At 66.9% G+C, this 14,240-nt stretch carries 6 protein-coding genes; all 6 read right to left on the bottom strand.

All coding sequences use genetic code 11. From position 1 onward, the window contains the following. Positions 1 to 230: 230 nt before the first annotated feature. Complete coding sequence (locus OG858_RS13275; RefSeq protein ID WP_328544874.1) at positions 231 to 3,644, bottom strand: Swt1 family HEPN domain-containing protein; 3,414 nt, start codon at positions 3,642 to 3,644, stop codon at positions 231 to 233. Continuing rightward, complete coding sequence (locus OG858_RS13270; RefSeq protein WP_328544875.1) at positions 3,644 to 6,502, bottom strand: DUF1156 domain-containing protein; 2,859 nt, start codon at positions 6,500 to 6,502, stop codon at positions 3,644 to 3,646. The genes OG858_RS13275 and OG858_RS13270 overlap by 1 nt, the downstream gene beginning before the upstream one ends. A gap of 80 nt (positions 6,503 to 6,582) precedes the next feature. Beyond that, the gene (locus tag OG858_RS13265; protein WP_328544876.1) at positions 6,583 to 10,053 is read right to left on the bottom strand and encodes a helicase-related protein; all 3,471 of its coding nucleotides are present in this window, start codon (positions 10,051 to 10,053) and stop codon (positions 6,583 to 6,585) included. Positions 10,054 to 10,246: 193 nt separating this feature from the next. Continuing rightward, on the bottom strand, positions 10,247 to 11,611 hold the full coding sequence (locus OG858_RS13260) for an AAA family ATPase (RefSeq protein WP_328544877.1): 1,365 nt from the start codon (positions 11,609 to 11,611) through the stop codon (positions 10,247 to 10,249). Further along, complete coding sequence (locus OG858_RS13255; RefSeq protein ID WP_328544878.1) at positions 11,608 to 13,125, bottom strand: hypothetical protein; 1,518 nt, start codon at positions 13,123 to 13,125, stop codon at positions 11,608 to 11,610. The genes OG858_RS13260 and OG858_RS13255 overlap by 4 nt, the downstream gene beginning before the upstream one ends. Further along, positions 13,122 to 14,240, bottom strand: coding sequence for a hypothetical protein (locus OG858_RS13250; RefSeq protein ID WP_328544879.1), 1,119 nt, complete (start codon positions 14,238 to 14,240; stop codon positions 13,122 to 13,124). Before OG858_RS13250 ends, OG858_RS13255 begins: the two co-directional genes overlap by 4 nt.

Raw genomic sequence — 14,240 nt, 5'->3', positions numbered from 1 at the left:
CGCCAACGGCCGGTGACCGGTGTGGTGGTGATGCCCTCGGTCTCGCATCGCTCAGTACTGGTGGGGGAGACCTTGGGCCTCCCTCACCAGCAATATGTAGCGTCAGCCTTGCCCAGGTTCATCGATGACGTCGAGAGTGGAAGGCCGCATACACAATGTCACTGTCTCCCGGGCTCACCGTCACGGACTCCTCCGAGTAGAACGATGTGCGCGCGGATCGTCGGGCCAACTCAGTTCTCTTCGAAACCCGTGTCCTCGAACTTCAGCTGGGCGGCGTTCTCTCGGACGGTACGCACTTGCTGTTCGGTGAATCCGTCGGCAGTGCTTGCCGTGATCTCGATACGGACTTCGAGCGTGACGCCGTCGGCGGCTTCGAGGTGTGCCAGGACCTCCTGCTGGATATTGGCGAAGTCGGCAGCGGGACGGTTGGGGTTGAGGGTCTTGACACCCCAGAACCTGCGCGTGACCTTCTTCGCCGGCGGAGTCGAAGGCTGGGAGCCGGGGCCCGGCGTAGGCGTGACAGCACCGGGACTGGAAGACGGGCTGCTGCCTTCACCGCTATTGCCACCATCCGCAGGGGTGACCGGTTCGATCGGCGGGGCGGCCACAACCCGTGCGCGCTGGGCGACGGCTCGGGCCGGCTGAACGAGGAGCGTTTCGTCGGTGACGAAGCTGGGATCGGGCTTGTCGCCGTGGAGCCAGAGGTTCTGGTACTCGTCGGTGGTCTCGTCGTAGCCGTCGGCGAGGGCGAAGGCGTCCTGCTGCCAGAGAAGGACGTCGGCAGCACCGAGTACGGCCTGTTCAAGTACCTGTCGGTTGGGCAGGCGCTTGAGGTAGGGGTACTGCGTGTACCAGGACCACAGGTCGCCGAACCTCACATGCCCCTTGCCCCAGGCGTTGGCCAGGGCGCCTTCGAGAGCCATACGCACCAGCGTTGCCCCGAGCACCGGGGTGATCCAGCCCTTGGCTTTGAGCGCTGCGGTGACGCGCTCCGCGAGGGAACCACCGTCCTTGGCGACACGGGTGAAAGAGATGGTCGGCTTCTGGCCGGGCAGCTCGGTCGGGATCAGCGCTGCGGTGAAGGCCGCGCGGATACGGTCGTCGACGGCCGCGTCCAACTGGCGTGCGCGGGTGACGGACTGCTTGCGCTGCTGGGCGCTGAGCTCAAGCTCCTCGGCCTCGTCGGCGATGGATTTCCAGGCCCGGTACTCCCGCACTACCCCTTCGAGTTCGGGGTAGGTGTCGCGATCGGCGGCAACCATGACCAGCATGTTGCGGCGCTGCCGCTGCCCGGCGCCTGCCTCCCGAAGGAGACGCGCGGCGAAATCCGTGGCGGCGGAGGCGTCCTTGCCCCAGGTGAACTTCGGGTGCAGGACGACGAGCTTGAGCACCTCGGAATCGGGGATGTCCCCGGTGTCGAGAGGCGCGGCGTGCAAGGCACCGAAGGAAGCCTTGGATGCCTTCGCCGTCGTCTTGAGGCGTTCGACGATCGTGGCGTGCACGTCGGCCTGGCTGTAGCCGGCTGCGCGGTCGGCGGCCACGCGGGAGACCGAAGCAGCCAGGTCGTACCAGGAGCGTTCACCGTCTTCGTAGAAGTACGTGGCACGCTGGCCCAGCAAGGCACGGGCATCACCGATGTGGTTGATGACGTCGCCGGGAACCGCAGTGCCCAAGCGGAGTTGCTGGATGTCCACGCCCTTGTGTGCTGAGCGCAGCGTCGGGACGGTTGCGATGAATACCGACCGGGCGACACGCCTGGTCAGGGCTCGCTGCCCGAACGACGGACGCTCGTGGTCGATCTGAACGGGGGTTGCCCCCTCGCCGTCTACGTCCTTGTCCACCACTGGCTTCCAGTTGTCATCGAGATACTTGGTGATCTCGCTGAAGACCTGGGTGTCGTGGACGGGCACTGCGCCAGGGGTGATAAGCGGTGTGGTGTCCTGGGCGGCCCACAGCGAGTTGATGACCACGCTCATCAGACGCAGCACGCCGCGGGTGCGCTGGAACTTCGGCAGCGTCGACCAGTCTTCGTAGAGCCGGTCGAACAACTCGGGATGGATGGGGTACGCCGCTCGGATGCGCTGCTCGTACGCGCCGGTGGTCGTCTCGCGAGGGAAGAACCCGGTGTTCTCCTGGTAGTACTTCACGTACTGCTTGGCCACTGCGGCGATGTCCGCCAGGGCCACGGCGTCGGGTTCTTCGAACAGACGCCGCCGCACGATTTCGAAGGACTCGATGTTGTTGGCCGGTCGCCAGTCGTCGGCGTTCCGGCCGATGGTGTGCTGCAGGGTTTCCAGGGCGACGTGCCCGTTGGGGCCGCCTACCTCCAGCGCCGAGCCGCCGCCCCCGTTGTCCAGGGAGTCGGAAGCGGGGATCGAGACCACGAGCATGACGCCCGGGATGGATTTGGCCATCTCGGTCAGGTGCTGGGCGAAGGTGTGCTGCGTGGCAAAGGATCCGCCCGGCAGGTCGTCGCGGCCCACGAGTTGGCGGGCGTAGGCCACCCACTCGTCGATCAGGATCAACACGCTCTTGCCGCCAGCGACGACGTCGCGCACGACGGCGTCCAGAGCGTCGCCGGGATCGGTGCCGGTGGCATCAGCCATCGCGACGCGGTCGAATGCCTCGCGATCTCCGAGCTGCCAGGCCAACTCCCCCCAGAGCGTGCGCACCTGCGTGCCGTCGTCCTTAGGGATCGGCTGGCTAGGGGAGAGCTTCGTGCCCACCAAGGTGACCCGCTTCACGTCCAAAGACCTCAGCGGATCGCCTTCTTCCGTGGGCAGGGAGGCATGCACAACGTCCTGGACAGACTGAGACAGTGCGCTTGTAGCCAGGCCTTCGGAGAACAGGTGGTACAGGGCCAGCATCGAGTGCGTCTTGCCGCCACCGAACTGGGTCTGCAGGTTTATGACCGGGCTTGCTCCGGCGTCCCCGGAGAGGCGCTTGAGCGCACGAGTCAGCAGATCGGACAGACCGCTGGTGAGATAGGTACGGGAGAAGAACTCAGCCGGGTTCAGATACTCCGGCGCCGCGCTGTGGCCATGGGCCACCGCATACAGGTCGGCAGCGAACTCCGCGGCGGAGAACTGCCCGCGGATCACGTCGGCGTGCGGCCGGATGACTTCACGCCACGGCTTGATCGCCGTACCGGCCTGCATACCGGCCACCTTGACCGCCTGCGCCTCACGGATGAGCCGGTTGCGGGTCTGCTTCTCGAAGACCTCCCGCTGGTGTTCCATGCGCATCTTCGCGACCGCATCGGCCTCGCCACCGGCACCGATCACCGTCAGTAGACGCTCGATCGTGTCCAGCGCACGGTAGGTGTCGTCCGAGGAGAACTTCTGCCCGTGGTGAGCCGCGTTCGCTGTCTCCCGCAATTCGGAGGCCAACGCGGACTGTGGGCGCGAGAGGTCCTTCTCGAAAACCTTCCATCTCTCTGTGACTATGCGCAACAAAAATCGCACGTCGTCCCGCGAGTACGTCTTGGCCGTGCCGAACTTCGCAGTGTCCTCAGCGGCGATCAGCTCGATCCAGTCCTTGCCGGCAGGAGCCTGGGCGGACATACGCATGTCGACCCACGGTCGCATGCCTTCGATTAGCTGGTCGAAGCTGCGCAGTACCTTCTCATTGTTCGTCAGCGCCATCAGATCTCCTCCCCAAAGAGCATCTCGGCCACAGCGGCCGGGCGGATCGTGGTCGACGTCGCGGAGACATCGGCCCACGCACCTCCGAGCCCATTGAACAGGCCAGCAGTCGAGGAGTCCTGAGACTCCATCAGCTCATAGAGGCGGGTTGCCAGGCGGTTGATTTCGTCCAGGTTCACACTCCCCTTCACCTCGGCCATGAGCCTGGCGGCCTCCTCGCGCCCATCGGTCGCGTACGCGCGCGCCAGGTGGCAGGTGACCTCCCACAGGGACAGCCGGTCATCGTGGGCCGGGTCCCATCCGGAGTCGAGGTCCAGCGGCTTGATCAGCGCGACCTTTCCGCCGCCAGAGGTGAGGGCTCCGCCGCGGGCGATTCCATCCACCGAGAGGCCCAGCGGCACAGCCAGCGACTCGGCGTCACCGTAGGGGCGTGTGTCCCAGCCGTAGGAACGGAACCAGTCCAGGCAGAAACGGGTGTCGGCGTCCAGTTCGGCGTCATGCTCGTTCTGAAGGGCATCGAAAGTCTGGTTGATCAGCGCCAGTGCGGTCTTCACGGACATTGTGGAGCCGTCGTCTTCCAGCACCCGAGAGAAGCGGGAGAACACAGCCATTCCAGGGCCGAGAATCGTCTGCCGCAGATCCGCCGGAGCGATCGCGCCCTCACGGACACGAGGCAGCGCCTCCTCCAGTTCTGTGTGCAGCGCAACTAGGAACCCTGTGCGGTCCGTCGCCGGGGCAGTTGTCTCGCGGGGACGGAGAGCCAACACGATCGATGAGGCGAGTGCGTTCGTACCCACAGAGAGCATTCGACCGCCACGTTCCGAGCGAATCGGCCACGTCGCGGTGATGGTCCAGCCATTACGGACCATGCCCTCCAGGAAGGTGGACCACCCTGTGGAAGCGACACCCTCCTTCTCCAGCTCAGCCTGTTTGAAGGCGTAGAAGACAGTGATCGGGTAGTCCGGGGATGCCGACTGTCGTGCGTGTGCGAAGACCTGCTCAAAGCCCTCCTCGAAGAACCTCTCAGCCTGCTCCTTGCCGCCGTGGCGGTATGGGTTGGCTACGAGCTCCTCATTCTTTGGGACCAGCATCGTGCCGAACAGGTCCGGGTGGATGACGCGTAGGGAACGACGCAGCCAGACATAGAAGTAGTCGGAGAGGTCCGAGTACCCGATGTTGTCGTAGTAAGGCGGGTCGGTAGAAATTAGGAGACCCGTGTAATCGCGGCTGGCGGCATCGGCCTGTTTCGCATTTCCCGCGCCGAGCGCGGGAAGTTCGTTAAGTACTCGGGTGATACCGCGAAGCATGAATCCAAGGTTTCCGGAAGATTCGCTAAAAAGATTCGCCTCGGCAAAGTCCCAAGTCATTGGGAGTGCCTGGCGGGCGAATGTGTTTCGAATGCCTTCGTTCTTCGGGTCGGGCATCCAGGTAGAGATCGTTCCGCCGTAGTCAGACAAACGGCTTACCGCCATTCCGAGGTACGTTGCTACAGCGTCGGCGTAGGCCTCGGCTCCGTCTCCGCCATCAGTCAAAGACTCACCCTGGGGAATACCTGCCGCAACGGCGTCGGCGAGTAGTTGCTCTCGAGCCTCACTGACGAGATCGCTAAGAGTTATGAGTGTTGCGAGCTGCCTTTTTGTGAAAAGGTCTCCAAATTCGGTAAGGCCGTAGGTTGGTGCTTTAATGTCGCGCGGATAGTAGCCGAGTTCTCCTAGGGGAATGCCATCCGGTCGGGGGGAACGTGCGATCTCTACATGGTCGACTGTTGGAGCTAGGTAAATTCGCTGCCGATTCCCTTCGGTGACAATGGCCATGAGTTGCTCGCTCATGCGCTTTGCGCGACCCTCAATCCGGACGTACTTCAACTCCACCGTGGAGCCACAGGCAACGCAGCGTGCTCCCTTACGTCCTACCGTGCCATCCTCATCTTTTTTCGGCCCATGCTTTGGGTCGTGCCCGATGGAGAAGTCGACCCTCCGCCCACTAGATGCTGTGACGTCTGGGACTACTGTGGGGACGACGTACGCCTCCTTGCCCTTCTTCTTGCCGAGCCACCAAGAGCGCACCAGCGGCATACGAATACCACACGCCGGGTTTGGGCATGTCACCGTGCGTGCCCAAATCCATGCGATGACAGTGGCTTCTGTGGTCTTCCCAGTGGGCTCACCGGCGGGTCCCAATACAGGAACCTGCGCCTTGGGGTACAGGTGTCCGATTCGCTCTTGGGCGCGGTCTCGCATCCAGGCGCCGTAGTGGCGCACATCTTCTGCAAGACCTGTGGCACGCAGCCAAGGTCCCATTCGAGTCTCTGCAGCCCCTGGGAAGACGGGCGGATGGCCTGCGAACCTGGGTGGGATCTCGACGAGGGCCTTGTTGATCAGTACGGGCACCGGGTTGAGATCGCTCGCATGAGCCTCCAGGCCTAGGCGCTGGGCCTCCAACGGGATCGTGCCGCCGCCCGCGAACGGGTCCAGGATCGCTGGCGGGTTTCCTCCAGTGCCCTTGAGAATCTCCTCACGAGCTTCCCGATACAGGCCCTCATCGGAGATATTTTCCCAGACCACCAGCCGCCGGATGATCCTGTGCAGGCGCTCGCGCTCTGCTTTCTGCTCCTCCTCGGAGGGGAACAACTCGGGGTGTGAAGACGGGTCATCAACGAGCTGTGCAAACAGCACCGCCCGTGCTGCGGCGAGGGGGCGGCGGGCCCACCACAGGTGCAGCGTAGAGGGGTGGCCATGGCGGATCGACTTCTCACGGGCGGACTCGGCGTTGATGTCCTCCAGCGGGAGGGAGACCTCGATGAGCTTGCGTCGAGGGACAGAACCTGATGGCGTTCCGGGCTGCACTGCGGTGTTCACCTGCTCAATCTAGATTCCGAGGCGCTCGAACTGTGCCTCGGGTGGCGTTCGAGCGGATGAAGGCGTGTGGATCGTGTGTGTCAGAGGGGCTCTACACCGCGGCCCCACTCGGCCTTCCACTTGCGGCGCAGGTCGTCGACGTACTTGTCCAGGACTAAGTCGGCGAAGGGGTTGAGCACATAGCGGACCTGGTCGTTCGACCCGTCAGGGGTGTCGGGGTCGACGGCGACCAAGGCGAGCCGGTAGTCGGGCTCGGCGTTCTTGGCGTAGCCGACCTCGCTGGTGGTGACAGTGAAGTTGTCAGCGCCCAGAACACGCCCCTTGACCTCGATGAAGATCAGGTGGCCGTCGGGCTTGCAGGAACGGATGTCGAAGCCCTTGTTGGAGTGCGCCATCTCCTCGGGTACCCGGCCGAGCCGACGCTCGGCAGCCAGTACGGCATCTACGGCACGACGCTCGGTGACGGTGGTGTCCAGAGCGAAGTTGTCAGGTGTCGGCTGATCGCCGGCGGTGCCTGGGACGACCGCGGCGGGCAGGACGAGCGCTGCGCTGATGATCTGCGGCGGGTGCACGTTGACCTGGATTTCGAGGTCGAGTTCGCCTTGACGGCGTTCGAGCCGGGTCTCCAGCGACCGGGCGCGATCGCGTGCGGTGGCCGGCGAGATACGGATCTTCTTGCCTGCCGCCTGCGCCTCGGCGAGCTTGATCGACTCGCCGTCCCAGTAGTTCATCTGAGCCAGCAGCCGCTGACGCATAAGCTTGCGCGTCCGCTCGACAGCTGGGACGACGCGAGCGACGACGTCGGCACGGTGCTCGGGCAGACCGTGCTGGATCGCCCAGCTCTGGGCGATCTTCTCAACGCCGTCGGCAAGCCAGGCCGAGGACAGCTCGGAGTTGATGGCAAGGGTCAGCGCGGTGTGCTGCTCCAGGTTCAGGTCTGTGGGCAGGGACAGGTCGAGGTACGGAGCGGGGCCTGCCTGCTCTGCGGTTCCGTCGGGCAGCACGGAGACGTACTCGAACCTCTTGCTGATTGCCGCGCCGTGCCCGTCCGAGAGCTCTTCCAGCAAGGCGAACACGAGCTGGGGAGTGGTGACGGTCCGGTCCAGGAAGGTCGCTCCACGGGTCAGCGTGTCGCCGTACCTGTTCAGGATCTCGGTGATGATCGCGTCCATCAGAGGATGACCGGGCGCTATGAGCTCGGCGTCCGGGCGGCCCGGCATGATCACGGCTGAGGGCTCGAAGGTGATGCGTGCATAGCGCGGGCTGACGGTACGCCGACCTTCGCGTAGGACGGCGGGCACCTGGGTCAGCTCGAATCGGTCTTTCTCCCGCTTGGAGGCCCGCCCGCCCAGGGCACGCAGGGACTCCATGACGAAGGCCTGCACGAAATGGGGCTGCATGCGCCGGGCACGGGCCTCATCCATCTGCCGGCGCAGCTCGGCCAGCTCCTCCGTTCCGATCTCCGAGGTGGCCAGTGCGCGTTCCTTGATCAGCTCCTGGAGGCCGTCGGCTACGGACTTGTCGATGACCTGGTCCAGGTGGGCGCGGACCTCGGGCTGCTCGCCGTAGCGGATGGCTCGCATAAGCAGGTCACGTAGCGGCTCGTCCGCGAAGGCATTCTCTCCCAGGACGTCGAAGACCTTGCCGCCGTAGGCGCGACGCTGCTGCTCGATCTTGGTCAGGAGGCGCTGGAAGACCTGACCTTCCCTGGTTTCGGAGGCCACGAGGTTCCACAGGCGGCAGACCTCGCGCTGGCCGATGCGGTGGATACGTCCGAAGCGCTGCTCGATTCGGTTGGGGTTCCAGGGGAGGTCATAGTTGACCATCAGGTGCGCGGCCTGAAGGTTCAGTCCTTCGCCGGCGGCGTCGGTGGCGATCAGAACGTGGCAGCGAGGGTCGTTGCTGAACTTGGTTCGGGTCTCCCGACGAGCCTGTCGCGCGGTGCCGCCGTGGATGGTGCACACGGCATCCGCATCGCCGCCCAGCAGGGTGGTGATCCGGCCTGCGAGGTAGTCGAGGGTGTCGCGGTGCTCGGTGAAGATAATGATCTTGTGCGGGGCGTGGCGGTCACTGCTCAGGCCCTCTTCGCGGGCCTTGAGGACAAGGGAACGCAACTCCTGCCACTTTCGATCCTCACCCGAGGTACGGACCTGTTCAGCGATCTCTTCAAGACGTGCCAGGACCGCGAGCTCGGCGTCCAGCTCGGCTGCCGTGCGTGCGGCGGTGGCGGCGTCCAGGACCTCGCTCTCCAGCTGCTCCAGCTCGGCGGCACCCAACTCGTCGGAGTCGAAATCGTCCGGGTCGAACGACAGTGTCTCGGGTGGGGGAACGAACGGGCCCGCCAGGATCTGCTCACGGTGGGCGCGCAGGCGCGCGGCACGGCGCCGTATCGACCGGTAGATCGCCTCCGGGCTCGACGCCAGGCGTCGCTGCATGACCGTGAGCGCGAAGCCGACGGTGCGTCGTCTGCCGTCGGTTCGCTCGGCCCGGTTCATCTCCGTGCGTACGTACTCGGTGACCTCTTCGTACAGACGCATCTCCGGTGGGGAAAGCGTGTACTCGACGGTCTCCGCTACCCGCTCAGGGAATAGCGGCTTGCCCTCGAAGGTGAGCAGGTCCTCCTTGATCATCCGGCGCATCAGTCCGGTGGTGTCGGTGGAGTGCACGCCCTGGCGGTACTGCCCGGCGAACCTATCGGGGTCCAGTAGCGCGAGGAACGTCTGGAAGTTGGCTTCCGACCCCGAGTGAGGGGTCGCGGTCATCAGCAGGAAGTGTCGGGTGATCCTGCCGAGCAGCTGTCCGAGCTCGTAGCGGCGGGTGCGCTTAAGTTCGTTGCCGAACCAGGAGGCGCTCATACGGTGGGCCTCGTCTACGACGATGAGGTCCCATTCCGACTCCGCGAGGATGGTCTGCCACTCTTCGTTGCGGGCGAGCTGGTCCATGCGCGCGATCAGCATGGGGTTGCGCCGGAACGGGTCGCCATCGCGGTCGGCCTCGGCGAGATCGCGTGTCAAGATCGCCATCTCGATCCCGAACTTCTCCGCGAGTTCGGTCTGCCACTGCTCGACCAGCCCACCGGGGGCGACGATCAGGCACCGCTGTACGTCTCCGCGCAGCAGCAGCTCTTTGAGATAGAGACCCGCCATGATCGTCTTGCCTGCGCCAGGATCATCTGCCAGCAGGAAGCGCAGGGAGCCGGCTTGGGCCAGCAGGGTGCCGTAGACGGCGCGGATCTGGTGGGGTAGCGGGTCGATGTCGCTGGTTTCCACGGCCAGCATCGGGTCCGACAGACCCGCGTGCCGCATGCGTAGTGCTTCAGCCGCAAGACGGAACTGTGCAGGGTCGGCGTCGAACGACCACCGTGAGCTTGATGCTTCACGCCGCAGCCCAGGGAGGTCTTCGGGGAAGAGCACCTGGTCGAACAGGTGTCCGGAGTCGTCGCGGACCGTAATTTGAAGAGCGTCACCGACCGGCGTGGCGGCCACGACGGTAACCGACCCCGAGGCCAATCCGGTCAGGCGAACCCCAGGCTCGACCTCATCGGTGTGCATAGGACCTTTCCCCCCAGAACCAGGCGCTGAGAAACTCGGCGCCGACCGCCTTGGACGTCGCTGCTTCATCGAGAGCGTAGTTACGAGTGTCCGACGTCACTGACGAAAGCTGCCAAAGCGCAGCACATGCAGCATTCAACCACTTTCTCCTCGGATATTTCACAGCTTGGTGATGATTGGATTTCAGGGGTTCTCAAGCCGCCCGCACCCGGTGCTCCCCCCGCTCCAGCCACCCCATGACCACCTGATGGGCCCGCCATCCATCCGGAAACTTAGGCGGCACATCCAGGTACACCGGGCTGCTCCGTGGATGCCGGTCCAGTAGGTCGCGGATGCCAGCGCGGGCCACCACAATGCAGGCGAAGCGGTGTCGGGACAGCAGGACGCACAGGCGGCCCGTCTCCAGGTGGAAGGCGGAGGCGTCCTGGCGGCCGGAGAGCGGGTGCCAGACCAGGGTGACGTCGAACTCGCGGCCCTGGAGGCGGTTGGCGGTGTCCACGATGATGTCAGTCAGACCGCGATCGGCGAGTCGGGCGCGGACCGCGTCGGCCTGCACGGTGCGTGCCGTGCCGATCGCTATGCGCGCCTCAGTCAGCCGCTCCCCATTGACCAGCGCACCGCGCTCCAGCAGCCGGGCAGCCGTCGCCGCGAGGGCGTCCGCCACCTCCGGGTCCTGGTCGAGGGTGTGGCGGGCGGGGAGTTCCAGGTGGCCCCAGCCGGAGGCGGCGGCTCGGGCGAGGACGTCGTCCAGCGGGCTGGGGCCGTGGGACAGGCTGGCGTACGACAGCACGCGCTCCGGTGCCGTCGTGCCGGGGACGAACCGGTAGAAGGGGTAGAAGGCCTGCTCGACCAAGGGTGCCGCCGTTTCCGGGAGGCGCCAGGAGACGGGGAGTTGGTGGCGTAGGAGGTCGGGGTTGTGGGCGAGGGTGACGTCGACCGCGTTGCGCAGGGGGTCCCAGGTCAGGCCGTGCCAGCGGTCGCTCTCCACGGTGGCGAAGGGGTCGAGCTGGCCGGGGTCGCCGACGAAGAGGACCTGCGAGTGGTCCTGGGCGAACAGCGGGGCCGTTGCCAGGAGTCCGTCCGAGCGCATCTGGTACGCCTCGTCGACGATGGCCCACCGCCACGGCGCGCACTTGTCCGGGGTGACGAACGACCACTTCTTCGCGGTGGACACCACGACGGGCAGGTCGCGCAGGTCCGTCACCTGGTTGCTCCCGGTGACGTTGGGGTGCCGGGTGACGCGGGGCGGGAGGATGTGGCCGCCGGCGTGGAGGCGGCCGAGCGCCAGGCCGGGATACTTCTGCGCGATGCGGTCCACGAGGTCGTCGACCTGCTCGTTGGTCTGCGCGACGACCATGAGCTGGTGGCCCGCGGACGTCAGGTGCCCGGTGGCCTTCACCACCAGAGTGGACTTCCCGGCTCCGGGAGGCGAGTCCACGACGACGCCCCGGCCGGGCGCGGTGTCGAGGCTGGTCAGGATCCCCGCGACCGCCCGGTCCGCGCGTTCGCCGGGGGTGAGGGCTTCGGGCTCCCCGGTGTCGGGAAGGAGGGCGGTCACTCCCAGGTCTCCTCTGCGTCCTCGTTTGTGGGCTCGTACGGCTGGGGCGGACCGCCGTGGGTCCAGGGGGTGTTCTCCTCGTCGGGCAGGGCGGACGGCATGGCCGTGGGGTTGAGCGTGGTGTACGTCAGCTCCTCGCCGGTCTCCGCGAGGGTGCCGGCCGGTGCCGGCGGCTTGCGCTTGTTCGCGAAGCCGCCCTTGAGCTGGAGCACCACGGTGTGGCCGCCGTCGTCCTCCTGCCGTACTTCGAGGATCCGGGCTCCTTGGCCGGGCCGGGCGGGGGACTTCGCCTCCGTGCCGACCGCGAGACCGACGCGGGTGTCGGTGCCGGTGCGGAGGGTGATCATCGGGCGCCAGACCTGGGAGCCGGGACGGTCGCCGGGGACGTAGCGGTCCTCGTCCCTGGCCGTCACCGTTCCCGTGAACGCCTCGCCGGTCAGCTCGTACTCCGCCATCACCAGCGGATCGTCGTAGGCGCGCTCCGCCTCGTAGCGGGTGACCGCGTCCTCCAGCCGGGCCAGGCGGCGGGCAGCTCTGACGGCCTGGTCGCGGCGGGCCTGCGGGCGGCCGTCGGCGTCCAGGTACTCGGCGTACTCGGAGAACCAGCGGCGGTCGAGGGCCCAGCGGTCGGGGACGTGGGCACCCTCCGGCAGATCGCGGAGCAGCTCCACGCCGCGCCACATGAGCCGCCAGGTGGGCAGCATCTGGCCGCTCAGCTCACGGTCGATCTGGCGGCCGACCGCCTCGCGTCCGCGCTCGTCGGACGCCTCGTCGTAGCGCGTCATCAGCTCGTGGAGGGTCCGGTCGAAGACCGGGTCCGTGGTCGGACCGGCCGGCGGCCACACGGAGGGGTCCTCCGCCTCCCGCGCCGCACGCGCGCCGTCGCTGCCCTCCGGTGGATCGAGCCAGGCGAGCTGGGACGCGAGGTGGGAGTCCTCGGAAGGGCTCTGGCCCGTGACCCAGTGCGCGGCGAGCAGCCGGGTCATCGCGAGGAGCACACCGGAGTTCGGGAACTCGGCCAGCTCCGCGTACCAGGTCAGCCACTTGCCGAGGGCGGGCACGGACGGGTCGACCGCGTACGGCCCCTCGGTGGCGCGCAGTCTGGTCAGACGGCCGAGCAGGCGCACGTACGCGATGCCCTCGCCGTTCGGCACGAGGAGCTGTGGGGCCCGCAGGGAGCGCAGGCGTTCCTCCTTCTCCTTGCCGCGGCCGACGGTGTAGGGCTCCGTATCCGTCCGGCACCCGTCGATGTACGCGAGGAGGAGTGCGGCGAGGCGCTCGGCGAACCGGAAGCGTTCGGCGCGGTTGCGCGGCTGGCGGACGGTGAGGAGGGTCGGGTGCTCGGGGTCCGTGCCCGCGAGCGCGGCCAGTGGCGCGCACGCCTCGCCGGCGAGGGTGAGCGGCACCAGGACGAACGGCTTCTCGTCCAGGTGCTGGTGGCGGACGGTCGTCAGCGGCTCGGCACGGCCGGTGCGGGACGCCGTGAGCGCGGCGACGGTGGACAGGACACTCATGCGGCCCCCCGGCGGAGTCGGCGCAGCCGAGCGGCATCGCGCAGCAGGTCGGCGGCTTCCGCCTCGGCCTCTCCCGGGGCGGAGACGCCGTCCAGGTAGTCGAGCGCGGTGCGGGTGGAGTCGATGCCCGGCAGGTTGTTGCGTACGCCACTGCCCAGGCGGGCCGGCGAGGCGCATCCGTCGGCCTCGTCGCGGCAGTAGCGCGCCATCTCGCAGAAGGACAGGCAGGAGGGCGTGTACGACGCGTCCAACGCCTCTATGGAGGAGGCGAGTTCGTCCGTGCTGCGGGTCGTGTCCAGGGTCGCCGTCTCGGGGAGTCGGGCCGCGAGGTCCTCGGCGCGCCGCAGCCGAGTGAGCTGGAACTGGAGGGCGTCGAGTTCCTGCCGGAGGTCGATCAGGCGGCCGTAGGGGCGGTTGGAGAAGTCCTTGGGGCAGACGAGCAGGAACTTGTGGGAGATCTGCTCGGTGGGCAGGCCGGCGGTGTCGAAGGCGCGGCGCAGGGCGAGGACGTAGACAGCGGCCTGCTTGGCCGCCTCGGCGACGGCGGTCGGGTTGGCCTGGCCGTCGATCGCCGCGAACGAGCGGATCAGGACGACGTGGAACTTCCCGTCGATGCGGTGGGTGAGCGCGTCCGGTTCCAAGTACGCCGTCTGACCGGCGACTTCGAGGGTGAGCACGGGGCGGTCGAGGATGAGCCGTACGTCCTGGCCGGAGGCCACGTGCGCGATGAGGCGGCGGGTCTCACGCTCGCGCACGTGCAGGGCCGTGTTGCCCGCCACCTCGTTGAGGTCGGTGACATGGGCCTCTGCCACGGGGACGGTGAGCTGCTCGCGCAGCAGCCGGATGAGCTCGGCGTAGCCGCCCCACTTCACGAGGCTGTGGAACGCCTGTTCGCGGGCGAGGGCGAAGGGTGACTGGCCGAAGCGCGGCTCGTATCCGACCTGTTGGGCGAGCAGCGCCTTGTCCACGCCGGCCGCGTCGAGGACGGCGCGGCGGGCACAGGCGGGGTTGGCGGTCAGGGCGGTGATCTTGCGGGCGGTGTACGGCTGGGGAGGGCGCGGTCCGCGTAGCCGCGCGAGTCTGTCGTCGGGAGGTTCGGACTGCTGAGAGGGCAT

This window comes from Streptomyces europaeiscabiei (assembly GCF_036346855.1).
Taxonomy (GTDB): Bacteria; Actinomycetota; Actinomycetes; order Streptomycetales; family Streptomycetaceae; genus Streptomyces; species Streptomyces europaeiscabiei.
This window is presented reverse-complemented; position numbering and strand designations above follow the sequence as displayed.

What these genes read in the sequence shown, in the direction of transcription:
- OG858_RS13275 (WP_328544874.1), bottom strand. Translation starts at nt 3,644, where the DNA reads ATGGCGCTGACGAACAATGAGAAGGTACTGCGCAGCTTCGACCAGCTA.
- OG858_RS13265 (WP_328544876.1), bottom strand. Translation starts at nt 10,053, where the DNA reads ATGCACACCGATGAGGTCGAGCCTGGGGTTCGCCTGACCGGATTGGCC.
- OG858_RS13255 (WP_328544878.1), bottom strand. Translation starts at nt 13,125, where the DNA reads ATGAGTGTCCTGTCCACCGTCGCCGCGCTCACGGCGTCCCGCACCGGC.
- OG858_RS13250 (WP_328544879.1), bottom strand. Translation starts at nt 14,240, where the DNA reads ATGCCCTCTCAGCAGTCCGAACCTCCCGACGACAGACTCGCGCGGCTA.